The sequence below is a fragment of the Aquirufa sp. A-Brett2-15D genome (assembly GCF_054558735.1).
This window is the reverse complement of the sequence record NZ_JBSKFT010000002.1, coordinates 344,581-367,909: the sequence shown is the minus strand read 5'-3', so window position 1 is coordinate 367,909 and position 23,329 is coordinate 344,581. Positions and strand designations below refer to the sequence as shown.

The following is a 23,329-nucleotide window of genomic DNA, read 5'->3' as shown; positions in this document are numbered from 1 at the left end:
GATGAAGAAACTAATTCTATTCCTGTTTTTCTATTTTCCTCTTTTAGCCCAAAAGGATTCAACCAAAATTCTCGACGAGGTAAAAGTGACTATTTTCGAGCAAAAACGAAGTGCCTTAAACACCCCGGATGCTTTTGTACGCAGCACGGATCTGCAGCGACTAAGTTCAACTCAATTCGTATCCGCCCTCAATTCTATGGCTGGAATCCGAATGGAAGAACGCTCTCCTGGAAGTTACCGTATTGCGATTCGAGGAAGTTCATTGAGAGCTCCTTTTGGGGTTAGAAATACCAAAGTCTACTGGAATCAAATTCCCTTCACTGATGCAGGAAATAACACCTATATTTCACTGCTAGAACCTGCACTATTTTCATCACTAACCGTCACTAAAGGTCCAGCCGCAGGAATCTATGGCGCTGGAACTGGAGGTGCCCTACTTTTTGAAAGTGCCCCACAGGGAAATAAAATTAGTGCTGAGCAGGTCTATCATTCGCTAGGGGGAATAAAAAGTGGGGTCGACATTTCCTCTGAAAATCACCGGCTTTATGCCTCATTTAACCAGCAGGAAGGCTATCGAGTGCAATCCGCCATGAAAAAGCAATGGATTTCTTATGAATTCCACCACAGTTTTGCGAGGGATTTGAACATCGATTTGACGACCTATTATGTGGACTTAGCCTACCAAACACCAGGAGGTTTAACGAAGGCCCAGATGATAGCCAATCCAGAGCAAGCTAGACCAGCAGCAGGTATATTCAAAAGTGCGCAACAACAAGGAGCTACTTTCAAAATAAAAAGTTATGGTTTTAGTGCAAAAGCCTCGCAAGTGATAAACAATCTTTGGGCTTGGGACCTTAGTCAATCCATGCAAGTCAATGAGGTAGAAAACCCGACCATACGAAATTATGAAATCCGGAATGAACCCAATTATTCCACTAGAGGAGTCATCCATCGAAAAGGATTATTCAGTTCTGATCTCGGATTTGAATACCAAACAGGTCAGATGAATAGTTCGACTTTTGGCAATAAAAATGGCATAAAAGACACCTTACAGCTAACACAAAACACGCATGTGCAACAAGGAAGTTTGTTTTTACAAAACGAATATTCTGGTCTAAATAATTGGATATTTACCTTCTCTGGTGGTTTAAGTAGCTATTGGACAGAATACATCGGAAACGAAGTCATCTTCTCGCCTCGATTAGCCATCTTACGAAAATTAGGATCCCACCAAAGCATCGTCGCTAAAGTAGCCCACGGATATTCCCCGCCCAGTATTTCCGAAATGCGTCCATCAACTGGAATAATCAATAGGAATTTAAAGGCAGAAAAAGGTTGGAACCACGAAATAACCTATCGAGGGAAATATGCCAAGTTCAACTGGGATCTAAGTATCTATCAATTTAATTTAGATGAAACAATCGTGATTCGCAGAGCGGCGGATGGATCGGATTATTTCACAAATGCGGGTTCTACGACACAGCAAGGTTTGGAATTAAGTTCTACCTGGAAGATCAATCCCACCCTGACTTTAGAACAATCGCATACCTGGCAAAACTTCCGGTTTGCGAATGGAAACTTCTTGACAGGAACGACTCCTTACCAACAAGCAACGACTTTGTATTGGCGCCACCCTTCAGGTTTGAGCTTGATACAAAACTTTCAATTTGTAGACTATCAATTCTTAAATGATACGAATACAGAGCGAATGGGTTCCTATCGACTTTGGAACACAAAAATAAGCTATGAAAGAAAAAAATGGACTTTGTGGGCGGCAGTAGATAATGTAGGCGACGAACGCTATTCGTCTGGACCAGATTTAAATGCAACCGGTGGTCGTTTCTATAATCCATCCCCCGGCAGAAACTTCCATATGGGCCTACAACTTAATTTAGCTTACTAGCATTCAGACGCTCCATTAATTCCCCTATATGTGAATCACTTACCGCAATTTCAAAATTGCCTATCTTAATGCGCTGCTGTTTGATCGATTCGATTTTCTTCAAATTCACGATAAATGATTTGTGCACGCGCATAAAACCGTGTGGCATTACCTTCGCTTCCACACTTTTCATCGTCTGTTTTGTCAAAATCGGATAGCGTTCCCCCTCCACAAAAATCTTCACATAATCTTTCAAACCTTCCACATGACTGATCGTAGGAATCGAAATTCGAACTAAAGAATACTCCACATTTACGAAAAAGAAATCTTCTAAAGGCTCCTTTTCGATCACCGTTTTTCCCATAAAAATATGGTACGCCTTATTTGCACTCAACATAAATCGATCTAAGCTAACTGGCTTCATGAGGTAATCTACCGCATCCAGGTTATAACTTTCCACTGCATAATTTGCATAAGCCGTAACAAAAATAACCAGGGGTTTTATGGCCAAAGAAGACAAAAATGAGGTCCCTAAAATTCCAGGCATTTGGATATCTAAAAAGATCAAATCAACTTTTTCCTTCTGAAGAACTTCCATCGCCTCAAAGGCATTCGAACAAGATCCCACCAAATTCAAGAAGGGAATTTGCTTCACATTCTCTTCGATTAATTTTCGGCCCATCACTTCGTCGTCCACGACTAGGCAATTCATTTTTTCCATCTTATTTTAATTCTAAAGTTAGATCCACAGAGAAATTCAATTCATCTTCCTGAATAGTCAATTTATGTTTATTCGGATACAATAATTCCAAACGTCGTTTCACATTTTTTAAACCAATTCCAGAACTTGGATCTTTAAAAACCTGCTCCTCTTTACCCTTTTTATTCTTCACTTGAAAATGTAAGCCTTGTTCATTTGATTCGAGTTCCACCTTGATAAAAGGCTTATCTACTAAACCAACTCCGTGCTTCACCGCATTTTCAACAAAAGGGATCAATAACATGGGTTCGATCATTTGCCCCATACCATCACCTTTAACTTGAAAATCAAAAGCAACATTACCATCGAAACGCATTTTTTGGAGATCAATATAATTCTCTAAATACGCTAATTCATTCGTCAGAGGAACCATCGTTTGGTCCGAATCATATAACATATAACGCATTAAAGAAGATAAACGCATGGTTACGTCCTCCGCCTGCTCAGAGGCTTTGGTCCGAATTAAATACACAATACTGTTCAGGATATTAAAGATAAAATGCGGACTAATCTGCGAACGCAAAAAGGATAATTCCGATTTCAATTGTTCATTTTTCTGTTCCTCCTTGTGCGAATCCTGCTCTAAAAATTCTAATAACAAACCATAAGCGGACGCAATCGCAGACACCATGATCAAAGGAAAAATCCCTAACATCTCTGGCGCTGGACCATGTTCATGTTCAAATTCCAAAAAGAAATGGTGAAATACCTCCTGTAAAAAGAAGAAACCCACATTGGTCAAAATCAGACTCGCAGAGAAAACCCAAATCCCCATCTTCTTAAACACATAGGGAATCAATAGCAGGGTAATAACATAAAAAAGGGGCATCACTGTCATGAGCTCCACCCAAATATGCTCTGAAAACTCCGGATTCTGGTGAGGATGCGGATGCGAATTATCATGTGTCTGATGCACCGGACTAAGTAAAGGCAAACCCACCCACATCCCCCAAAGGATCAGATTAAATAACACCTGAAAGGTAAGTTTTGTCTTCTTGTTATTACCAGCTTGCCACATAGATCAATTGATTTTTACAAATCTAGATAAATATGTGCAATCCGCACTATGGCTTCATCGATAGAATCAGACCATTAATCTTCAAAAAACGACCTTCCATCTAATTAACATTTTTCAAGTATATAAAAGTGTACATTCGTAAAAAATATAAAGAATATGAAAAATTCAATCCGCCTACTTGCCTTTCTCTTAATAGGATTTAATTCCTTTAGTCAAGAGACCTTACTTAAGATCAATAAAGACACTTCATCCCAAATGAAGACACTTTTCAAACCTGCTCGTCTTCAATCCTTCGGCTTATCATTACAATCGCAAGTGCTTTTTGGTAAAGGCGGCCCCGAGCGTGGAATGGGTTTTCAGGTGCATTTAAACAATAAGTTGTCTTTAGGTATCGCCTCTTTCAACTCGATGCGCGGCCGCGACGGCGGCATGCAAATGGACCCACAACAACGCTTCTCTGCCTTTACGATGGAAGTAACGCCCATGGCAAATAAGGTATTCCATTTGAGTTTCCCATTAGCCATTGGTCGAATTCAGGAGGAAGCTTCAATAATTGTTCCTGCCTATTTAAGTAGTAGTATGGTAATGCCTCAACCCGGTCCTGGTTTCCGTTATAACAGAAGAGGGCAAAACGCCTTGGGCGTTCAACCTGGAATTAACCTAGAAGTGAACCTTTTCAAATATGTCAAAGTATTCGGTGGAGCGAATTACCGCTTCGCTTTCGGTGAGGAAAAAACTCCTGGGATGTCCAGAGCTGCAGGTACGCTGGGGGTGAAGGTGGGGGTTTTTGATTATCGCCGCATTCGCGGAAAATAGTTTAGAGATTAGAGAGAATAGAGTATAGATTTAAAGCATAGAGCACAAAGAATAAAGCATAGAGTTGGCATTAAAAAAGGGAACCCGAAAGGTTCCCTTTTTTAATGATTTTTTGAAATACATTTCACATACGTTTCCGTGAAGCGGATTCCAACTTTATTCTTTGTGCTCTATGCTTTATTCTTTTACACTAGAAGTTCCTTTCCCCGGCCTCTCTCTTACCTAACAGCACCGCACCTACCATCGCCACAAAGAACAAGATAGACACCAGCTCAAAAGGCAATAAGTACTCTGAATACAAGACTTTACCTAGATTTTCGACCATACCCGTTTGGGAGTTGAAACCTTCGATTTTAGGCGACATGAAATTATTCTGACGAATTAATGCGATTAAAACCACTAAAAGAGAACCGGCTACTACGGAGCCCGCTAACTTCGTTAAGTTCGACTTAGACTCTGGTTGATTCTTCCGCAGATCAAACATCATGATCACAAAAAGGAATAAAACCATGATGGCACCGGCGTAAACGATGATGTTAACGGCCATCAAGAACTGAGCATTTAAAAGGACGTAATGGCCAGAGATGCAAAAGAAAGTGAAAACAAGGTAAAGAACCGAGTGAATCGGGTTCTTCGCTAAAACGACCATTAGGGCGCTAAGTAATGTTAAACCTGAAAGAAAATACCAAATATTAGAAATCTCCATAATTATCTTATTTCCAGCCCTCACGCAAATAGCGTTGGTCCATTTTTTCAACTAATTTATCTTTCCCGTAAATCACCTCATCGCGGCTACTGAATACAGGAACCATTTGATCGTGACGTAAGAAGATTGCCTCTTTCGGACAAGCCTCCTCGCAAAGACCGCAGAAAATGCAACGTAACATGTTGACCTCGTATACTTTGGCATACTTCTCTTCCCTGTACAATTTCTCTTCTCCTTTCTTACGCTCCTCAGCGACCATCGAAATAGCCTCCGCTGGACAAGCCACCGCGCAAAGACCACAGGCCGTGCAACGCTCTGCTCCTTGCTCATCCTTCTTCAGGATGTGTAGACCACGGTAAATAGGACCCAAATAACGTGTCTGCTCTGGGTAACGAATCGTCACCGGCTTCGAAAAAAAGTGCTTTAAAGTCGTCGCCATGCCGCCTACAATCGCAGGAAGGTACATGCGTTCCGCTAAAGTCATTTCGCCTTGCTCTACTACCTTCGTTCGGTTACTTAATTTCATATCGCTATGCTATTTTTTTCTTAACAAATAATTGATCGTACAACACGATTCCCGCGATGAAAACGACCACACCAGCAATCCCTAATAAGATCTGTTGGTTCAATAAAACACCTAAACCTGTTACCACAATATTAAACATGGCTAAAGGTATTAAACCTGACCAGCCTAAGCCCATTAATTGATCATAACGGAAACGAGGTAAGGTCCAGCGCACCCACATGAAGATGAATACGAAGGCCAAAGCCTTTCCAATTAAAGCTCCCACCCCAATCAACGTAGCTGCTGTTTCGCCTAATTGCTCTGTCACAAAACCAATACCAGGATAATCATAACCACCAAAATAAAGGGTAGCCATTACCGCTCCTGAAATAAACATGTTGATGTATTCCGCGAACAAATAGAAGCCTAATTTCATCGAAGAGTATTCCGTATGGTAGCCTCCAATCAACTCTGTTTCACACTCCGGTAAGTCAAAGGGTGTACGATTACATTCCGCAAACGCACAAATCAAGAAGATAATGAAGCCCATCGGTTGGTACAAGATGTTCCAATGGCCGTTTTGTTGTGCCTCTACAATTGCCTTTGTTGAAAGAGATCCGGTCATCATTAAAATCGCGATGATCGAAAGACCCATCGCAAGTTCGTACGAGATGTTTTGGGAGGCGGCACGAATCGCGCCTAACAAAGAATACTTATTATTCGAAGCCCAGCCACCGATCAAGATGCCATAAACACCTAAAGAAACAATACCGAAAACCCATAAAATACCGATATTCACATCGATGCCCTGCAAGTCAAATGTCACACCAGAAATGGTTACTGTATCTACAAAAGGTACCACAGCCGAAGTCATCAAGGCAGTCAACATAGACAAACAAGGACCCATGATAAATAACCATTTGTTCGAGTTCGCGGGAATGAAATCCTCTTTCATGAACATCTTCACCGCATCCGCTAAAGGTTGTAAAATCCCAAAAGGACCCGCTCTATCTGGACCAATACGGTCTTGCATGAAGGCTGCGATCTTACGTTCGAAATAGGTTGAATAAGCCGCTATCCCTAAGGTAATCGCGAATACGATACCGATGAAGGAAGCTTTGGCAATAAAAACTGAATCAAATAAGTCCATCTATTTCTTTTTACTAGTAGGTAAAGCAGGTTGAATTCCTAAAAAACTACGGTCGCGGTCGTCATTAATTAACTTGTAGTCTCGGGCAGCTTGCAACACCGGGAAGGCAGGTTTAATCAAATTCGCACCATATTTATTCGCAGAGATCACTGAATGACGCGAAACGTTTGTAGGTCCTTCGATCACCCAATCCGCTGTTTTCTTCTTATCAAAACGGCAGCTATTGCAAATGAAATCAGAAACTTCGCCCCACTGGTTTTTACGACCCGTCACGCGAATCACTTCCTCGCCTTTGTACCAGATCGTCGCCTTTCCAGAACATTTGCTACACTCGCAATGCGCATCCACCGGCTTAGAGAACCAAACACGGCTCTTAAAACGATACGTTTTATCTGTTAATGCGCCCACCGGACACACATCAATGACATTACCCGAGAAGTCGTTATCAATCGCTTTCTCAATATACGTGCTGATCTCCGCATGATCACCTCGGTTCATGACGCCATGAACACGGCCATCTGTGATTTGATCAGCCGTGTACACACAACGGTAACATAAAATGCAACGGTTCATGTGTAACTGAATATTCGGCCCTAAATCAGTCGGCTCGAAGGTATTACGCTCTTCCACGGTACGTGTCGAAGAAACACCATGCTCGAACGAGAAGTCTTGCAGATGACATTCTCCCGCTTGATCACACACTGGACAATCCAATGGGTGATTTAATAACAAGAATTCTACGATGCCCTTACGCGTTTCAATCACGTCTTCGTTCACCGTATTTTCCACGATCATCCCGTCTTGAACAGCTGTAATGCAGGCTGGAACTAATTTAGGCATCGGGCGAGGGTCTTTTTCAGATCCTGCTGTCACCTTCACTAAACAAGCACGGCATTTTCCTCCTGAACCCTTCAAAGGCTCATAATAGCACATAGCTGGCGGAGCAATCTCAGGCCCGATCATGCGAGCTGCCTGCATGATAGTGGTTCCTGGTTCTACCTCAAGGGTGATATTATCTATCGTAACTTTCATATTCGTTAATTTCTGCCAAATTATTTAGTCCAACTAGCCCCCTTACGCATAAATACTGCGCCCGGTTTTGTCGCTAATTCTGGGTGTTCAATATGCCACTCGAATTCATCACGGAAGTGACGGATCGCCGCAGCCACTGGCCAAGACGCCGCATCCCCTAAAGGACAAATCGTATTTCCTTCAATTTTCTTTGCCACATCGACTAACAGATCGATATCCTCTTTGCGACCTTGACCATGCTCAATTCGGTTCAATACTTTGTCCATCCAACCCGTACCTTCGCGGCAAGGAGAACATTGCCCACAAGATTCATGGTGGTAGAACTTCGCAAAAGTCAGGGTATTGTGAACGATACAAGCCGTCTCATCCATCACCACAAAACCTCCCGAGCCTAACATCGTTCCAGATAAAAAGCCTCCATCCGATAAAGATTCATAGGTCATTAAACGCTTCTCGCCTGCAGCCGTCGTTAAAATTAACTCAGCCGGTAAGATAGGCACAGACGAACCACCGGCTACGACTGCTTTTAATTTATGTCCATCACGAATACCGCCGCACCATTCCTCCGAATAGATGAAATCTTCGACCGTAATCCCTAAGGGAATCTCATATACACCTGGTTTCTTAATGTGACCCGATGCCGATATTAATTTCGTTCCCGTACTACGTCCTATACCGATCGCGGCATACGCATCGCCACCATTGTTAATGATCCACGATGTAGCCGCAATAGATTCTACGTTATTTACAACGGTAGGACATTGCCATAATCCTTTAACAGCTGGGAATGGCGGTTTATTACGAGGATTCCCTCTTTTACCTTCCAAAGATTCTAATAAAGCCGTTTCTTCTCCACAGATATACGCACCACCACCTGGCTGAACGAATAAATCTAAATCATAACCCGAACCCAAAATGTTCTTACCTAATAATCCTTTATCGTAAGCCTCTTGAATCGCTTTTTCTAAAATAGCAATCACATACATTAATTCCCCACGCACATAGATGTACGAGGTGTTTGCTCCTAAGGCAAAAGAAGAAACGATCATTCCTTCGATTAAGGTATGTGGGGATTTCCACATCAAATAGTGATCCTTGAACGTACCAGGCTCTGATTCGTCCGCATTACAAACTAAATAACGAGGTACACCCTCTGGTTTCGCTAAGAAAGACCACTTCATTCCCATCGGGAAACCTGCGCCCCCACGACCGCGAAGACCTGACTTTTTCACCTCTTCGGTTACTTCGTCTGGAGTCATTTTCTTTAACGCTTTTTTGACCGCTGCATACCCTCCATGCTTCATGAACACATCGATCGTGTCGATGTTAGGTACGTCTATATGTTCGGTTAATATTTTCATCTTAGGCCTTATTTGCTCAATTCATCTATAATTTCATCCACCTTCTCATTCGTTAGGTGCATGTAGTATTTTTCGCGGATTTGGAATACAGGACCCCAACCACAAGCGGCTAAACACTCCACTTCTTTGATGGTAAACTTGCCATCCTTCGTCGTTTCGCCGGTCTTAATTTTCAAACGTTTCTTCAAGTGATCATATACTTCCACGCCACCCATTAAACAACAAGGGCCTGTGCGACAATATTCAATCACGTGATCGCCCACGGGCTCTAAATGGAACATCGTGTAGAAAGACGCCACCTCGTATACCTCGATGGAGCTGATAGACATGAGGGTCCCTACATAATCCATCACCTCTGGCGAGCACCATTTCCACTGGGCTTGCGCTAAGTGAAGGATGGGTAAAATAGCCGACTTCTGCTTCCCATCAGGGTAGCGTGCGATAATTTTTTTAACTAATTCCAGCGTTTCTGCTGGGAAAACAATCTTGCTCATGTCTTAAGTATCTAACTCTCCTGCAATTACGTTCATCGATGACATCGTTACGATCGCATCTGAAAGGGTGGTTCCCTTGATCATCTCTGGGAAAGCCTGGTAATATATAAATCCGGGACGACGGAACTTCAAACGGTAAGGTGTACGACCTCCGTCAGAAACTAAATGGAAACCTAATTCTCCGTTTCCGCCCTCTACCGAGTGATAAACCTCTCCCACTGGTGCATCAATCTCCCCCATCACAATTTTGAAGTGGTAGATTAAGGCCTCCATGTTGTGGTAGACGTCTTGCTTATCCGGTAAATAATATTGGGGTGCATCTGCGTGGTAAGAACCTTCAGGAAGGTTATCCATCGCTTGTTGGATGATGCGCAAACTTTGCCACATCTCCTCTTCACGTACTAAGAAACGATCATACGTATCGCCTTTCGTTCCTACAGGAACATCGAATTCGAAATCTTCATAAGAAGAATACGGATTCAACGAACGTACATCATAGTCAACCCCCGCCGCACGTAAATTAGGACCTGTAAATCCATAGTTTAAAGCACGTTCAGCGGAAATTCCACCTACGTTTTGAGTACGATCCATGAAAATACGGTTACGCATCACTAAACCTTCGAATTCCTTCAAAGCCGCCGGAAGTTCTTTTAGTAATTTTTTGATTTTCTCGATCGCAACGGGTGTGAAATCACGCTCCATACCTCCGAAACGACCCATATTCGTAGTCAAACGTGCACCGCACATCTCCTCGTAAATCTCATAGATAAACTCCCTCCACTGGTACACATACAAGAAACCCGTTAAGGCTCCGGTATCTACCGCTAAGATCGAATTACAAACAATGTGATCCGTTAAACGTGCTAGTTCCATCATGATCACCCGCATGTATTGCGCGCGCTTTGGAACTTCGATACCTAATAATTTCTCTACCGTCATGTGCCAGCCCATATTATTAATAGGAGCGGAACAATAGTTCATGCGGTCTGTTAAAGTGGTGATTTGGTAGAAAGGACGACGTTCCGCGATTTTTTCAAAAGCACGGTGGATGTAACCTACCGTTTGCTCCGCGTCTACGATTGTTTCTCCGTCCATCGTTAAGATGTTTTGGAAAATACCGTGCGTCGCCGGGTGCGTGGGGCCTAAGTTTAACGTAGATAATTCATTCACATAAGGTCCCCCTTTTTGTGTTTTATCTAATCCTACATTTGGGCTATTTACTAAAGCTATTTCAGACATGTCTTTTTTTTATCGTCCAAACATTTCATCAATCTTATCGTGACGCGTCGCATCCTCTAAAGGATATTCTTTTCGCATCGGATGGTAATCCATATCGTCCATATTCAGAATACGGATCAAATTAGGATGACCATCAAAGATGATACCATAAAAATCAAACGCCTCACGCTCCATCCAGTTCGCTGATGCAAACAAATCAGTGATCGTAGGGAAATTAGGGGCTTCAATAGGAGCATAGGCCTTAATCCAAAGGCGTACATTGTTCTCTAAACTATGCAAGTGGTAAATCACTCCTAGCTCTTGACCTTTAGCCTCCGGAAAATGAATCCCCGCCAAATCCGTCAAAAACTGAAACTTAAATACCGGATGCGCATACAAAAAGTGAATCATCGGAACAATATTTTCTACCGACGTCGTCACCTGCAAAATGCCGTAGGATTCCCCTATTCCGTAAACACCCTCCTCACCAAACTGCGCTTGGAGCGCCTCGATTATCTTTGAGTTCATATCTTATTCTATTCCGTAGGAAGCTAATAACGCCTTGTACTCTGGCTCATTTCTTCTACGCGTAGTTTCTTTTTTTGCTAATTCTTGGATTTGCATAAAACCATCCAAAATTTGCTCTGGACGTGGTGGGCAACCCGGCACATACACGTCTACGGGAATAATTCGATCGATTCCTTGAAGTACAGAATAGGTATCGAAAATACCACCTGAACAAGCGCAAGCCCCTACAGACAAAACCCAACGTGGCTCAGCCATCTGTAAATACACTTGCTTTAAAACCGGTCCCATCTTCTTCGAAATCGTTCCCATCACCATTAAAACGTCCGCTTGACGCGCCGAGAAACTTAAACGTTCCGCACCAAAACGACCGATATCATAATGTGATGCCATCGTAGACATAAACTCAATTCCGCAACAAGATGTTGCGAAGGGTAATGGCCAAAGCGAATTAGCTCTCGCCAAACCCACTAAACTATCTAATGACGTAGCGAAAAAACCTTGTCCTTCTACACCTTCCGGCGCCTCTACGATTTTTACAGATGAATCACTCATTATTTCTCCCACTTTAAAATTCCTTTTTTCAATACGTATAAGAAGCCCACTAAAAGTAAGCCCATAAACACAAGCATTTCATAAAAACCTGTCCAAGACAATTGCTTAAAATTTACCGCCCATGGATACATAAAGACGATTTCTATATCGAATAGCACAAAAAGAATGGCTACTAAAAAATACTTAACTGAGATAGGAGTACGCGCATCCCCGATCGATTCAATCCCACATTCGAAGGTATCGTCTTTCTTTTTAGAATTGCGTTTAGGTCCTAACGCGTGAGTAGCTAACATGGTAGCTACAATAAATGCCAAAGCAGCAGCAAACTGAACAAAAATCGGAAGGAAATCCTGAGGTTGATAATTCATTACAAAGGCTTAAAATTCAAGCCGCAATTTACAGCTAAAAATCTAAATCTGAGAGAAAAAATAAGAAAAGGATTTAAATATTTCAGAAATTTCGTGTAATTTTGTCCTGCAAATAAGGGTAACACACATCACCCTATTCAAATTATTTGCTATGCTCGATTCCAACAAATTTCTTTTCGAAGCTTTAACCTACGACGACGTACTGTTACTTCCTGCTTATTCGGAGGTTTTACCTCGCGAGGTAAGTACCTCATCTCGCCTTACACGCAATATTTGGTTGAATATTCCGATTGTTTCTGCCGCGATGGATACGGTAACTGAAGCTGCTTTAGCCATTGCGCTAGCGCAGGAAGGTGGCATCGGTATCATTCACAAAAATATGACGATCGAGCAACAAGCTGCTCAAGTTCGGAAGGTAAAGCGTTCTGAATCAGGGATGATCATCGACCCAGTGACTTTGAAAGATAACTCCACTTTAGGGGATGCGCAACGAATTATGAAGGAATTCAAAATCGGTGGTATTCCGGTGATTGATAACGCAGGACTTTTAGTGGGTATTTTGACGAACCGTGATTTACGTTTCCAAAAACAAAGCACACGTCCCGTGATTGAGATCATGACGAAGGATAATTTGATTACGGCCAAAGAAGGAATCAGCATGGAACAGGCCGAAAGCATTTTGCAAGAACATAAAATCGAAAAATTACCCATCATCGATAAGCATGGGAAATTAATTGGTTTGATTACTTATAAAGATATATTGAAGCGCAAGTCTCATCCTTTGGCATCGAAAGATCTCCTAGGCCGTCTTCGCGTAGGTGCCGCAGTGGGCGTGACACCCGATTTACTCGATCGCGTGCAAGCCTTAGTTCAAGTAGGCGTAGACGTTATCAGCATCGATACAGCACACGGTCACTCGAAAGGAGTAATCGATGCCTTGAAATCAGTCAAAAAAGCATTCCCTACCCTAGACGTAATCGTCGGTAACATCGCCACAGGTGACGCAGCCGTTGCTTTAGCGGAAGCTGGAGCTGATGCGGTAAAAGTAGGTGTGGGGCCAGGAAGTATTTGCACCACCCGTATCATCGCCGGTGTGGGTATGCCACAATTAACAGCAGTTTATGAAGCTGCCAAAGCTTTACAAAAATACGATGTCCCTGTCATCGCTGACGGAGGTATTCGTTATTCAGGCGATGTAGCGAAAGCGATCGCTGGCGGTGCAAGCACCGTCATGATCGGCTCCTTATTAGCTGGCACGGACGAAGCTCCGGGTGAGATGATCATTTTAGAAGGACGTAAATTTAAATCATATCGCGGAATGGGTTCATTAGAAGCCATGGAAGATGGATCAAAAGATCGCTACTTCCAAGACGCAGAAGATGATATCAAGAAATTAGTTCCAGAAGGAATCGTAGGTCGCGTTCCATTCAAAGGTTCAGTGACAGAGATTTTGTACCAAATGGTCGGCGGCCTAAAAGCCGGCATGGGTTATTGCGGTGCATCTTCGATAGAAGTAATGCAACAAGCGAAATTCGTCAAAATCACTTCAGCCGGTGTGAAAGAAAGTCACCCACACGATGTGAGCATCTCGAAAGAAGCGCCTAATTATTCGGCAAAATAAAATAAAGGCCTCGCAAATCGCGAGGCCTTTATTATGCTTTATAGTTTTGAATCGTATCCACGAAACATTGCACCTTATCTGGATCAATGTCAGGATAAACCCCGTGACCTAAATTCGCAATGTAGCGCTGCGTCCCAAATTGATCAATCATCTTCTTCGTCTCCGCTTCCACCGTCTTGAAATCGCCATAAAGCGCACAAGGATCTAAATTTCCTTGCAAGGTCTTATTAGGCCCTACTATTCGACGCGATTCCGCGATATCCATATTCCAATCCAAACCAATGGTAGCGCAATTCAATGCCGCCATCTCTTCGCGAGCGAAGAAAGCACCTTTGGCAAAAAGCGTCACCGGAACCTCCGTCACCGCATCACAAATCTGTTGTAGATAAGGAGTCGAAAACACCGAGTATTGTGCTGGCGATAGAATGCCCGCCCAGGAATCAAAAATTTGGACTAAATTAACCCCCGCCACCACCTGCGCCTTCAAATAGGCAATCGTGGAATCTGTAATCTTTTGCAACAAAGCATGTGCTAATTCAGGCTCCGCATATAGCATCTTTTTAGCCTGAGAAAAAGTCTTCGAACCTTTCCCCTCCACCATATAACAGAAAATCGTAAACGGCGCACCGGCAAATCCGATTAACGGAACCTTGCCAGCCAGCTCTTTCTTCACGATCTTAATCGCATCTAATACATATTTCAAATCCTCCTCCGGATTTGCCTCTCTAATCTTCGCTAAATCTGCTCTCGAACGAATCACCTCTGGAAAAACCGGACCCTTCTGCTCCTCCATCACATAGGGCAAACCCATCGCCTCCGGAACCACTAAAATATCCGAAAAGATAATCGCTGCATCTACCCCAAAACGCGTCACCGGCTGAATCGTCACCTCCGCCGCCATCTCTGGATGCGTTGCAAGTCCGATAAATGAACCCGCTTTCGCCCTTACAGCTCTATATTCAGGTAAAATCCTCCCTGCCTGACGCATCACCCAAACCGGGATTCGCTCCACAGGTAATCCTTGCGCGGCACGAAGAAGAAGATCGTTTTGTAGTTTTTCCATAAGCGTACAAAGGTAAGGGAAATTAGTCCGAAGGGAAAGAGTCCGGAGGAAAAAGTCCGGAGTCCGAAGGGAGAGAGTCCGAAGGGAAAGAGTCCGGAGGAAAAAGTCCGGAGTCGGAAGGGATAGAGTCCGGAGGGAAATTAGTCCGAAGGGGATTATCAGGTTACTGATACAATAGATAACCTAAAAATCGTTTAGGAAATAAACTTATGCGAGTTTCTAGATTTGAGGATCTACTTGTTTGGCAAAAATCAATCGATCATTCTCTAAAAATATATAGATTGTACACAAAGAACCTAGATTGGGGATTTAAAAATCAAATCCAAAGAGCTTCCGTTTCTATTGCTAATAATATTGCAGAAGGGTTTGATCGAAGTTCGGACAAGGAGTTTAAACGATTTTTATTTATTGCATTGGGTTCAGCGAGTGAAGTACGATCTATGAATTATTTAGCTTTTAAATTGAATTACATTTCAACCGAAGCATACAATGAATGTAATATTCAGCTAATTGAAATTTCAAAAATGCTTAACGGCCTATCTAGATCACTAAATAGAAACGAAGTGAAATATCTTTAGACTTCAGACTAATCCCCTCCGGACTCTCTCCCTTCGGACTTCGGACTAATTTCCTTACCTTTGTCCCTCATCATCACCCGCCCCATGGCTCAGATTAACGCTAAATTCGTTACCAGTAATACTGACTTTAAGAATTGCCCTCCTGCGCGATACCCAGAATTCGCCTTTATTGGCCGTTCTAATGTGGGAAAATCGTCCTTGATTAATTCATTGACATTCCATAAGGGTTTAGCTAAAACATCACAAACGCCTGGAAAAACGCAGTTAATTAATCATTTCATCATTGATGAGAAATGGTTTTTAGTGGATTTACCGGGTTATGGTTTTGCCAAAGTCAGCAAAGAAAAAAGGAAGGAATTCGAAAAGATGATCTTCGATTATTTGATCCACCGGGAGAATTTAACTTGTTTATTTGTCCTGTTGGATATACGTTTGAAGCCACAGGCAGTGGATATTGAATTTATGAGCCGAATGGTGGAAGATGAAATTCCATTCTATATTGTGTTTACGAAGGCTGATAAAATATCCCAAAAGCAGGTGAATGAGAGCGTCGAAGTATATAAAAACTTTCTTTTAGATATGTGGGATGAGCTACCTCCCCTGTTTATTACCTCTGCTGAGAAACACGTAGGACGCGAGGATATTTTAAAGTCAATCGATGAATTAATTAAGACATCCCCTTACAGAATAGGGAAATAATACTAATTTTGCCCCCATAACAAGCGAAAAAACATGGATTTATTGAATGAAGTTGCCCATATCTCGGGAAAAAGTGGATTGTATAAAGTGTTAAAGCCTACGCGCACGGGAGTGATTGTAGAGACTTTGGACGCTGCAAAACAAAAATCAGTGGTAGGTGGCCAAACACGTATTTCCGTGTTAAAAGACATCTCTTTGTACTTAGATGACCACCAGGATAGCACTTTACCTTTGGCAGATTTATTCTTACAAATACATGCAAAATTCAATGGAATCTTACCTATAGAACCGAAGAAAGCGAGTGATGCTGAATTATTTAGCACCCTAGCTGAGGTTGTTTCTAACTACGATTCAGATCGCGTTTTCGCTTCCGATATCAAGAAAATCTTAAGCTGGTACTTAATTTTAGCGGCTAATGCTCCTGAATTATTTCCAGTGGCTGTGAAGGTGGAAAAGGCGCCTAAATTAGAAAAGACACCTGCAGAGAAAGCAACTAAAAAGCCTGCCGCGAAAAAAGCAGCTAAATAAGATTTATGCAAATTCGGCCCATCGAACCCGGAGATAATGAAGCACTGGCGAAGGTCATTCGTGCGGCATTGGCGGAATTTGGGGCGAATAAGCCGGGTACGGTTTATTTTGATCCGACTACGGATGCCTTATATGAGCTTTTTAGAACACCTAGATCCTACTATTATGTAGCTATCGAAGATAATCAGGTAGTAGGCGGTTGTGGAATTTTTCCCACGGATAATTTACCGGATGGAACTTGTGAATTAGTTAAGTTGTATGTAGCCAAAGAAGCGAGAGGATCTGGTCTAGGCAAAGAGCTGATGGAAAAATCCATGAGCTGGGCTAAATCATCCGGTTATACCCAAGTCTACTTGGAATCAATGCCAGAATTAGCCAAAGCCGTTTCTATATACGAAAAGGTTGGATTCCATTCACTGGATGGACCCCTAGGAAATAGCGGTCATTGCGGTTGTGATATTTGGATGCTGAAAGAAATCTAAAACTTCTATGCTTAAAAATCAAAAAGCCCTCGAATTTCTTCGAAGGCTTTTTTTATGCTGTTAAGGCGATTATTTTAACGAGTTAATGTACTTTGCTAATTTAACTGCATCCTCTTTAGGAACATTAGCCATCGGAGCCATTGGAGGATATCCAGGCCAGTTAGCTGGTTGAGGCTTAGCAATTAAAGCAACGATTTTATCTACTGTATACTTCTTCTTAGCTACATCTTTATAGGCTGGGCCCACTAAACGAGCATCTACTTTATGGCAAGCAGAGCAAGCATATTTATTCATTAAAGTTTTGATGTCTGCTGGAAAATCTTCCGCTTTTGCTTGAAAGCCAAAAGCCATCATTCCGAATACAAAGGTTAAAATAAGTTTAGATATGTTTTTCATACGAGGTATTAGATTAATTATGTTACAAATTAAGCGATTAAAGCGCTATTATCCCAATTTATTTTACTTGAATTGCATCGACCGCGCTCCGAACGCTTCCATGCTTTTCTAAAAGTTCTGCGGCACGTTCTTCGCCTACTCCTGTCGCTTCGCAGACCATTCGAATAGCACGCAACACTAATTTATGGTTGCTCAATTGCATATCAACCATCTTATTTCCGCGCACACGACCTAATTGAATCATCACAGCGGTGGAAATCATGTTTAGTACTAGCTTTTGGGCCGTACCTGATTTCATACGTGTACTTCCTGTCACATATTCAGGACCGACGATTACTTCGATCGGATATTGTGCTTCTGCTGCTACGACACTTCCTGCATTACACACAATACAACCCGTTAGAATCCCTTTCGCGTTCGCATCGCGTAAACCACCCACAACGTAAGGCGTCCTACCAGAAGCAGCAATCCCGATAACGGTATCCAAACTATCGATTTTATAGGCATCCATGTCGATCCAAGCCTGTTTTTCATCATCTTCCGCATTTTCAACCGCCTTTCGAATAGCAGAATCTCCCCCCGCAATTATGCCAATCACCCAATCGTGCGGCACACCATAAGTAGGAGGACATTCAGAGGCATCTACCACACCTAAGCGTCCAGAGGTACCAGCTCCTATATAAAAAAGGCGACCACCTTGCTTCATTCGCTTCACAATTTCAGGAACCAAAGCCTCGATTTTCGGAATCACCTTTTCCACAGCAAAAGGAACCGTTTTGTCCTCTGCATTGATTTGGCGCAAGATGGTATCGACCGTTTGCAGTTCTAAATCCTGATAAGTCGAAGATGATTCTGTCGCTAAAGCACTTAAATTCTCAGCCATATTATTTCGATAAATCTGCGAAGTTTTGGAAGAAATGAGGAATCGTTTCTATTCCCTTATAAAAATTAAATAAGCCATAATGCTCGTTAGGCGAGTGAATGTCATCAGAATCTAGGCCAAAACCCATCAAAATAGATTTAATCCCTAACTCCTTTTCGAACAAGGCCACGATCGGAATACTTCCACCCCCACGCGTAGGAACAGGCATTTTACCGAAAGTTGTCGTCATCGCGTCCGATGCCGCTTTAAACGCAATACTATCCGTAGGCATTAAATAAGCTTCTCCCCCGTGGTGCGCAGTCACTTTTACCTTTACGCCCTTAGGGGCAATGGAAATAAAGTGCTCCGTAAACAATCGGGTAATTTCTGCAGAGGACTGATTAGGCACTAAACGCATGGATATTTTTGCGTGTGCTTTGGACGGTAAAACCGTCTTAGCTCCTTCGCCCGTATAACCACCCCAAATACCATTCACATCTAAAGTAGGACGGATAGAAGCACGCTCTAATGTTGTAAATCCTTTCTCGCCGTAAACAGTGTCGATGCCTAAATCTTTTTCATAAGCGTCTAAATCAAAAGGCGTCTGAGCCATGGCTGCCCGATCGGCTGCGCTCACTTCCATCACGCCATCGTAAAAACCAGGAATCGTGATATGGTTGAACTCATCGTGCATGGAGGCGATCATTTGGCATAAAATATTTACCGGATTCGCCACCGCACCACCATAAACACCGGAGTGTAAATCGCGGTTAGGCCCCTGCAATTCTACTTCCATATAGCTCAAACCGCGTAAACCAACGTCGAGTGAAGGAATATCATTCGCGATAATCGACGTGTCAGAAATCAAGATCACATCCGCCATTAATAATGCTTTATTCGCTGCCACAAAGTTCCCCAGGTTATCAGATCCAATCTCCTCTTCCCCTTCAATCATGAATTTCACATTACACGAAAGATTGCCAGATGCCAGCATCGATTCAAAGGCCTTCACATGCATAAATACTTGCCCCTTATCGTCGCAAGCACCACGTGCATAAATAACGCCGTCTTTAATCACAGGATCAAAAGGAGGATTATCCCAAAGCTCTAAAGGATCAGCAGGCTGTACATCGTAATGTCCATAAACTAAAACGGTAGGAGCCGCAGGATCCACCATTTTTTCACCATATATAATCGGAAAACCAGGTGTTTCTTCTAGTCGAACATGATCGGCTCCAGCCTTTCGTAGATTGTCTGCTACCCATTCCGCCGCTTTTCGAACATCCCCGGCATAAGCTGGATCCGCAGAAACAGATGGAATTCGTAATAGATCTAATAGCTCCGCTAAAAACCGATCCTTTTGAGCGGCAATAAATTCGTGTGTTGATTGCATAGTAAATTGAAATTGAATGGCTATAAACGGCCTTTTCGAGGAATAAGATACATCCGATTTTCCGTTCCTGAAATAATTCGACCGATATTTTTACGGTGCGTGAATATCACTAAGAAGGATATAATAAAACCAAAATAGATCAAAATAGGTTCTTCTTTCCCAAAAACGCCAAACTGAAGCAATAGAGGAAAGATTAACGAAGTTATCATCGATCCTAAAGAGACATAATGCGAAAACCCAAAAACAAGTAAAAAGACAAGGCTACTAGCCAAGGCCGCTTGCGGATGCAATGCGATAACCATTCCTAAAGTGGTGGCAACTCCTTTTCCTCCTTTGAAATCACAGAAAACCGGGAGCAAATGACCAATTATAGCTAAGAATCCAAATAAGATCTTTAAGGTAATACAAGTTTGCCAATCCACGAATCCAAACGTATACATTACCGTGGCTAGACTAGCGGCGGCAAAACCTTTCAAGGCGTCCACAAAAAGCACGATTGAACCGGCTTTTTTACCTAATACACGAAAAGTGTTCGTTGCGCCCGCATTACCACTTCCATGTTGTCTAATATCAATACCATGATATCTATCGCCATACCAAATTGCCGTCGGTATGGAACCTAACAGGTAACTTAATATGGAGAGTCCCACGAGAATTAATATCATAATAGAATTGATGTAACCTTGTAAATATAGGTGCTCGAACTTATGAAATCAACTAGATGATAAACATTCTTGAAATGTTTAAACTTTCTTCTTCATAATGTTCTAAAATGAAAAATTTATCGAAGCCATTAACCGGAATTTTTTGGCATTTCCGTGATCCAAATAAGACAAACGATGAAAGGCTTGAATTCTAAAAATTTTGAAAATATTATCAATTCCATAGCCCACTTCCGCAAAGGGTTTATTCGGATCTAAGGAATCAAAGGCATACTGATCTAAGAATTTAGAACGTAATGGACTATTAACATCCTTCATGATTTCCTGATTTGCCTTGCGCTGGCTTCCCATCAAAATATTTCCAGACGCTATAAACCGCCATTTCAATTTCTTAATGAGTGGAATACGGTTAAATAATAACCCATCGAAATTATGGTTATACTGAATTGAAGCATATTGATCACTCACAAATTCAAAATAACTCATGGTTGAATAAGCCGACCGCACGAAGAAAAATGTTTCATTTCCTAAATGAGGAAATAATAAAGGTGCAGGTAAATTAGACGGAGTATATCCCGCCGTAAATGTGTAATCTGAACGACCTAATGTTCCTAAACGAAAGGTTTGATAAGCCTTCAAAGTAACCCGGTCATAGGTGAAATCACCTCCCATAAAACCCTTAAAACCATGTTGGTATTTCAGCGTAATGACCGGAATTCGTTTAGTGGCTAACGTAATCCGCTCATTTCCGTTCATGATGTAGGTTTCATTTTTAGCAAAGCGCAATTCCAAAGTTGCGAAGGTTTCTTGGTAATAATCTTGTACCGTAGAGGACGCCCCTAACTCTGGGTTTAATCGGTATTGAAAGCGAAATAAAGGGTCAAATGAACGTGTATTTAAGGAGGTCGTTACCGTTAATCCCTTAATGACTTCTGAGGAGAAAAATGCCTCCGATTCCCGCCTAAAGAAGGCCCCAGAGAAGGCACCCCAACGCGTGAAGGCATAAAATAATTTATTATCCCCAATTAATTCAGGCGTTAAACCTACCCGTTCCATATCATAGGAATGCTTAATTCCAGCGACAGTCCACTTCTTCTTAGAAAAAAGGTAATTCAATTCCATGGCATATTTAGGAACTAAATCCCTTGTCCCAAAACCTACATTGCCTCGTAAAATCCAGTGCTTATCAAAATTCGCATTTGTTCTAAACCCTAAACGAAAACGAGCTCCCTCAATTCTATTTATGGCAAAACTAGAAACATAAGGGCCCACTTCGATATCATTAAACTTCTTATAGCCACTTAAAACTAGCTCCGCAATTTCTACATAGGTTCGTACAATGGGTAAATTTTTAACAGAATCAATTAAGGCAGAGGCCATTAAATCTTGCGTACTCAGGGGTTCATGCCGCGCATTTTTCCAGAAATCAGGATTAGGTTGCATGGCGTCTTCAGCCACCTCAGAGGTTAAATCGTAAAACCCTACTTCATGGGGCTGATTAACCACAAAATTCTTATTCGAAATGTACATTTTCAGCAACATCCCGGCACTTCCTTTGGTAATTTCCTCCAGGTCAATCAAGAATCGAGTTCTAGCTGGCAACCAGGCTCCTGAACTTGTTTTTTCTAATTCCTGAGAGATTTTAATCTTATCGATAAAGTTAAGATTTGCCCCTTTATCTACTAATGCATCAATTTGAACTAAAGCAAAGGAGGTGGTATCGATCCACATTTGGCCCTTAAAGACTAGATCCATTGGATTCTTAGGATCAAAATCCATCTTGTAGCAAACGTGTCCATCCACATTTACCGTATCCCCCAAATAAAAATTATAGCTCCCTTTCCAATTTTCACCAATCGGACTAGCAAAATCCTTTCCGAAAAAGCCGACGAAGTTTTGATAAAAATTATAATTCGCCACTAAATTACCCCCCACCAGCTGGGAAATCAGGGAGCCATCTTTTACTCCTACACCTTTAATATTTGTCTTTAAAATCGTTTCCTTTTTGCGCTTAGGACTTTCTAAATAGTAAAACTTACCCAATGACTCAGAGATATAGGTCGGAATCACTAATTTGCCATCTTCACCAGCGATTTTTTCAAATTTCTTGATCGCCGCTTCGATATCCTTCATCACTTTTCTCTCCTTAAACTTCTCGGAAATATTATCCACATCGAGCTCCATCTTAGCATAGGAATCGTATTCATAGGCATCCAATTTTGAACGATCATTTGTATCGCGATTACGAATAACGCCACGAAGGATTTTAAAGGCCGGATTTTCACCTGAATAAACAATCACTTCGGCCATTTCTCGGCCAGTAGGATCTAATTGAAAATCAATTTCTTGATTTTTTGACCCGCGCGTTATTTTTTTAACCCGCTTTTTATAGCCTACAAAAGAGGCAAAAAGACTGTCTGCTGAATACTTTGAATTCAATAAAAACTCCCCTTGAAAATTTGTCGTAGCACCTTGACTAATACCGACTAGGCCCACTGAGGCAAATGGAATAGGATCCCCATTTTTAGCATCAGTCACCCGACCTTTGATCACAAATTGACCAAGGACCGGCAATACCGCGAATAATAAGAAAAGAGACAGCAAAATGCTGAATTTCAATTTCATGTAGGGGGTTTTAAAATGCAAGAGTTACAA

General features: G+C 42.0%; 25 protein-coding genes. 7 read left to right on the top strand and 18 right to left on the bottom strand.

Annotated elements, in window-relative coordinates:
- The first annotated feature begins 1 nt into the window (after window position 1).
- Window positions 2-1,903 (top strand): TonB-dependent receptor, encoded by a 1,902-nt coding sequence (locus ACST14_RS06845; protein ID WP_459461924.1) that lies wholly within the window; start codon window positions 2-4, stop codon window positions 1,901-1,903.
- Here ACST14_RS06845 and ACST14_RS06840 read toward each other — a convergent pair.
- Entirely contained in the window at window positions 1,887-2,603 is a 717-nt protein-coding gene (locus ACST14_RS06840) for a LytR/AlgR family response regulator transcription factor (protein ID WP_459461922.1), read from the bottom strand. The two genes, ACST14_RS06845 and ACST14_RS06840, sit on opposite strands and share 17 nt — an antisense overlap.
- A 1-nt stretch (window position 2,604) precedes the next feature.
- Window positions 2,605-3,660: a sensor histidine kinase gene (locus tag ACST14_RS06835; RefSeq protein WP_459461920.1), complete on the bottom strand. Its 1,056-nt coding sequence runs from the start codon at window positions 3,658-3,660 to the stop codon at window positions 2,605-2,607.
- 156 nt (window positions 3,661-3,816) lie between these two features.
- Here ACST14_RS06835 and ACST14_RS06830 point away from each other — a divergent pair, with 156 nt between their 5' ends.
- Entirely contained in the window at window positions 3,817-4,476 is a 660-nt protein-coding gene (locus ACST14_RS06830; RefSeq protein WP_459461918.1) for a hypothetical protein, read from the top strand.
- A gap of 190 nt (window positions 4,477-4,666) precedes the next feature.
- Here ACST14_RS06830 and ACST14_RS06825 read toward each other — a convergent pair whose 3' ends face one another.
- Genes ACST14_RS06825 through ACST14_RS06780 form a run of 10 tightly spaced genes read right to left on the bottom strand, consistent with a single transcriptional unit; the run spans window position 4,667 to window position 12,390 of the window.
- Complete coding sequence (locus ACST14_RS06825; RefSeq protein WP_459461916.1) at window positions 4,667-5,182, bottom strand: NADH-quinone oxidoreductase subunit J family protein; 516 nt, start codon at window positions 5,180-5,182, stop codon at window positions 4,667-4,669.
- A gap of 7 nt (window positions 5,183-5,189) precedes the next feature.
- Window positions 5,190-5,708, bottom strand: a complete 519-nt coding sequence (locus tag ACST14_RS06820; RefSeq protein WP_459461914.1) for a NuoI/complex I 23 kDa subunit family protein — start codon at window positions 5,706-5,708, stop codon at window positions 5,190-5,192.
- Between the two features lie 4 nt (window positions 5,709-5,712).
- Entirely contained in the window at window positions 5,713-6,837 is a 1,125-nt protein-coding gene (gene nuoH / locus ACST14_RS06815; RefSeq protein ID WP_459461912.1) for an NADH-quinone oxidoreductase subunit NuoH, read from the bottom strand.
- Window positions 6,838-7,869 (bottom strand): NADH-quinone oxidoreductase subunit G, encoded by a 1,032-nt coding sequence (locus ACST14_RS06810; protein WP_459461909.1) that lies wholly within the window; start codon window positions 7,867-7,869, stop codon window positions 6,838-6,840.
- A 20-nt stretch (window positions 7,870-7,889) separates the two neighbouring features.
- Window positions 7,890-9,230: an NADH-quinone oxidoreductase subunit NuoF gene (gene nuoF / locus ACST14_RS06805; RefSeq protein ID WP_459461907.1), complete on the bottom strand. Its 1,341-nt coding sequence runs from the start codon at window positions 9,228-9,230 to the stop codon at window positions 7,890-7,892.
- A gap of 8 nt (window positions 9,231-9,238) precedes the next feature.
- The gene (locus ACST14_RS06800) at window positions 9,239-9,724 is read right to left on the bottom strand and encodes an NADH-quinone oxidoreductase subunit NuoE family protein (protein WP_459461905.1); all 486 of its coding nucleotides are present in this window, start codon (window positions 9,722-9,724) and stop codon (window positions 9,239-9,241) included.
- 3 nt (window positions 9,725-9,727) lie between these two features.
- Window positions 9,728-10,963, bottom strand: coding sequence for an NADH-quinone oxidoreductase subunit D (locus ACST14_RS06795; protein WP_459461903.1), 1,236 nt, complete (start codon window positions 10,961-10,963; stop codon window positions 9,728-9,730).
- A gap of 9 nt (window positions 10,964-10,972) precedes the next feature.
- Window positions 10,973-11,470, bottom strand: a complete 498-nt coding sequence (locus tag ACST14_RS06790) for an NADH-quinone oxidoreductase subunit C (RefSeq protein WP_459461901.1) — start codon at window positions 11,468-11,470, stop codon at window positions 10,973-10,975.
- Window positions 11,471-11,473: 3 nt separating this feature from the next.
- Window positions 11,474-12,022 carry an NADH-quinone oxidoreductase subunit B gene (locus ACST14_RS06785; RefSeq protein WP_459461899.1) on the bottom strand — a complete coding sequence of 183 codons (549 nt, stop codon included), beginning with the start codon at window positions 12,020-12,022 and terminating at the stop codon, window positions 11,474-11,476.
- Window positions 12,022-12,390, bottom strand: coding sequence for an NADH-quinone oxidoreductase subunit A (locus ACST14_RS06780; RefSeq protein WP_459461897.1), 369 nt, complete (start codon window positions 12,388-12,390; stop codon window positions 12,022-12,024). The genes ACST14_RS06785 and ACST14_RS06780 overlap by 1 nt, the downstream gene beginning before the upstream one ends.
- A gap of 151 nt (window positions 12,391-12,541) precedes the next feature.
- Here ACST14_RS06780 and guaB point away from each other — a divergent pair, with 151 nt between their 5' ends.
- Window positions 12,542-14,011: an IMP dehydrogenase gene (gene guaB / locus ACST14_RS06775; protein ID WP_459461895.1), complete on the top strand. Its 1,470-nt coding sequence runs from the start codon at window positions 12,542-12,544 to the stop codon at window positions 14,009-14,011.
- 31 nt (window positions 14,012-14,042) lie between these two features.
- On the opposite strand, the gene hemE is transcribed toward guaB, so the two are convergent.
- A complete protein-coding gene (hemE, locus tag ACST14_RS06770) occupies window positions 14,043-15,074 on the bottom strand; it encodes a uroporphyrinogen decarboxylase (protein WP_459461893.1) in 1,032 nt (343 codons plus the stop codon).
- A 209-nt stretch (window positions 15,075-15,283) separates the two neighbouring features.
- Here hemE and ACST14_RS06765 point away from each other — a divergent pair, with 209 nt between their 5' ends.
- From ACST14_RS06765 to ACST14_RS06750, 4 genes are all read left to right on the top strand, one after another.
- Window positions 15,284-15,652: a four helix bundle protein gene (locus tag ACST14_RS06765; RefSeq protein WP_459461891.1), complete on the top strand. Its 369-nt coding sequence runs from the start codon at window positions 15,284-15,286 to the stop codon at window positions 15,650-15,652.
- Between the two features lie 84 nt (window positions 15,653-15,736).
- A complete protein-coding gene (yihA, locus tag ACST14_RS06760; protein ID WP_459461889.1) occupies window positions 15,737-16,351 on the top strand; it encodes a ribosome biogenesis GTP-binding protein YihA/YsxC in 615 nt (204 codons plus the stop codon).
- A 33-nt stretch (window positions 16,352-16,384) separates the two neighbouring features.
- Window positions 16,385-16,879: a DUF5606 family protein gene (locus tag ACST14_RS06755; RefSeq protein WP_459461887.1), complete on the top strand. Its 495-nt coding sequence runs from the start codon at window positions 16,385-16,387 to the stop codon at window positions 16,877-16,879.
- 5 nt (window positions 16,880-16,884) lie between these two features.
- Complete coding sequence (locus ACST14_RS06750) at window positions 16,885-17,361, top strand: GNAT family N-acetyltransferase (RefSeq protein ID WP_459461885.1); 477 nt, start codon at window positions 16,885-16,887, stop codon at window positions 17,359-17,361.
- A 69-nt stretch (window positions 17,362-17,430) separates the two neighbouring features.
- Here the strand turns inward: ACST14_RS06750 and ACST14_RS06745 are convergent, their stop codons facing one another.
- From ACST14_RS06745 to ACST14_RS06725, 5 genes are all read right to left on the bottom strand, one after another.
- On the bottom strand, window positions 17,431-17,757 hold the full coding sequence (locus ACST14_RS06745) for a c-type cytochrome (protein WP_459461883.1): 327 nt from the start codon (window positions 17,755-17,757) through the stop codon (window positions 17,431-17,433).
- Window positions 17,758-17,815: 58 nt separating this feature from the next.
- Window positions 17,816-18,640 carry an N-acetylmuramic acid 6-phosphate etherase gene (gene murQ / locus ACST14_RS06740; protein ID WP_459461881.1) on the bottom strand — a complete coding sequence of 275 codons (825 nt, stop codon included), beginning with the start codon at window positions 18,638-18,640 and terminating at the stop codon, window positions 17,816-17,818.
- A gap of 1 nt (window position 18,641) precedes the next feature.
- Window positions 18,642-20,012, bottom strand: coding sequence for a dipeptidase (locus tag ACST14_RS06735; RefSeq protein WP_459461879.1), 1,371 nt, complete (start codon window positions 20,010-20,012; stop codon window positions 18,642-18,644).
- A gap of 20 nt (window positions 20,013-20,032) precedes the next feature.
- Window positions 20,033-20,677, bottom strand: coding sequence for a glycerol-3-phosphate 1-O-acyltransferase PlsY (gene plsY, locus ACST14_RS06730; RefSeq protein WP_459461877.1), 645 nt, complete (start codon window positions 20,675-20,677; stop codon window positions 20,033-20,035).
- Between the two features lie 102 nt (window positions 20,678-20,779).
- Window positions 20,780-23,299, bottom strand: coding sequence for a DUF5686 and carboxypeptidase-like regulatory domain-containing protein (locus ACST14_RS06725; RefSeq protein ID WP_459461875.1), 2,520 nt, complete (start codon window positions 23,297-23,299; stop codon window positions 20,780-20,782).
- Window positions 23,300-23,329: the final 30 nt, after the last annotated feature.

What these genes read in the sequence shown, in the direction of transcription:
- ACST14_RS06845 (WP_459461924.1), top strand. Translation starts at nt 2, where the DNA reads ATGAAGAAACTAATTCTATTCCTGTTTTTCTATTTTCCTCTTTTAGCC.
- ACST14_RS06840 (WP_459461922.1), bottom strand. Translation starts at nt 2,603, where the DNA reads ATGGAAAAAATGAATTGCCTAGTCGTGGACGACGAAGTGATGGGCCGA.
- ACST14_RS06835 (WP_459461920.1), bottom strand. Translation starts at nt 3,660, where the DNA reads ATGTGGCAAGCTGGTAATAACAAGAAGACAAAACTTACCTTTCAGGTG.
- ACST14_RS06830 (WP_459461918.1), top strand. Translation starts at nt 3,817, where the DNA reads ATGAAAAATTCAATCCGCCTACTTGCCTTTCTCTTAATAGGATTTAAT.
- ACST14_RS06825 (WP_459461916.1), bottom strand. Translation starts at nt 5,182, where the DNA reads ATGGAGATTTCTAATATTTGGTATTTTCTTTCAGGTTTAACATTACTT.
- ACST14_RS06820 (WP_459461914.1), bottom strand. Translation starts at nt 5,708, where the DNA reads ATGAAATTAAGTAACCGAACGAAGGTAGTAGAGCAAGGCGAAATGACT.
- nuoH (WP_459461912.1), bottom strand. Translation starts at nt 6,837, where the DNA reads ATGGACTTATTTGATTCAGTTTTTATTGCCAAAGCTTCCTTCATCGGT.
- ACST14_RS06810 (WP_459461909.1), bottom strand. Translation starts at nt 7,869, where the DNA reads ATGAAAGTTACGATAGATAATATCACCCTTGAGGTAGAACCAGGAACC.
- nuoF (WP_459461907.1), bottom strand. Translation starts at nt 9,230, where the DNA reads ATGAAAATATTAACCGAACATATAGACGTACCTAACATCGACACGATC.
- ACST14_RS06800 (WP_459461905.1), bottom strand. Translation starts at nt 9,724, where the DNA reads ATGAGCAAGATTGTTTTCCCAGCAGAAACGCTGGAATTAGTTAAAAAA.
- ACST14_RS06795 (WP_459461903.1), bottom strand. Translation starts at nt 10,963, where the DNA reads ATGTCTGAAATAGCTTTAGTAAATAGCCCAAATGTAGGATTAGATAAA.
- ACST14_RS06790 (WP_459461901.1), bottom strand. Translation starts at nt 11,470, where the DNA reads ATGAACTCAAAGATAATCGAGGCGCTCCAAGCGCAGTTTGGTGAGGAG.
- ACST14_RS06785 (WP_459461899.1), bottom strand. Translation starts at nt 12,022, where the DNA reads ATGAGTGATTCATCTGTAAAAATCGTAGAGGCGCCGGAAGGTGTAGAA.
- ACST14_RS06780 (WP_459461897.1), bottom strand. Translation starts at nt 12,390, where the DNA reads ATGAATTATCAACCTCAGGATTTCCTTCCGATTTTTGTTCAGTTTGCT.
- guaB (WP_459461895.1), top strand. Translation starts at nt 12,542, where the DNA reads ATGCTCGATTCCAACAAATTTCTTTTCGAAGCTTTAACCTACGACGAC.
- hemE (WP_459461893.1), bottom strand. Translation starts at nt 15,074, where the DNA reads ATGGAAAAACTACAAAACGATCTTCTTCTTCGTGCCGCGCAAGGATTA.
- ACST14_RS06765 (WP_459461891.1), top strand. Translation starts at nt 15,284, where the DNA reads ATGCGAGTTTCTAGATTTGAGGATCTACTTGTTTGGCAAAAATCAATC.
- yihA (WP_459461889.1), top strand. Translation starts at nt 15,737, where the DNA reads ATGGCTCAGATTAACGCTAAATTCGTTACCAGTAATACTGACTTTAAG.
- ACST14_RS06755 (WP_459461887.1), top strand. Translation starts at nt 16,385, where the DNA reads ATGGATTTATTGAATGAAGTTGCCCATATCTCGGGAAAAAGTGGATTG.
- ACST14_RS06750 (WP_459461885.1), top strand. Translation starts at nt 16,885, where the DNA reads ATGCAAATTCGGCCCATCGAACCCGGAGATAATGAAGCACTGGCGAAG.
- ACST14_RS06745 (WP_459461883.1), bottom strand. Translation starts at nt 17,757, where the DNA reads ATGAAAAACATATCTAAACTTATTTTAACCTTTGTATTCGGAATGATG.
- murQ (WP_459461881.1), bottom strand. Translation starts at nt 18,640, where the DNA reads ATGGCTGAGAATTTAAGTGCTTTAGCGACAGAATCATCTTCGACTTAT.
- ACST14_RS06735 (WP_459461879.1), bottom strand. Translation starts at nt 20,012, where the DNA reads ATGCAATCAACACACGAATTTATTGCCGCTCAAAAGGATCGGTTTTTA.
- plsY (WP_459461877.1), bottom strand. Translation starts at nt 20,677, where the DNA reads ATGATATTAATTCTCGTGGGACTCTCCATATTAAGTTACCTGTTAGGT.
- ACST14_RS06725 (WP_459461875.1), bottom strand. Translation starts at nt 23,299, where the DNA reads ATGAAATTGAAATTCAGCATTTTGCTGTCTCTTTTCTTATTATTCGCG.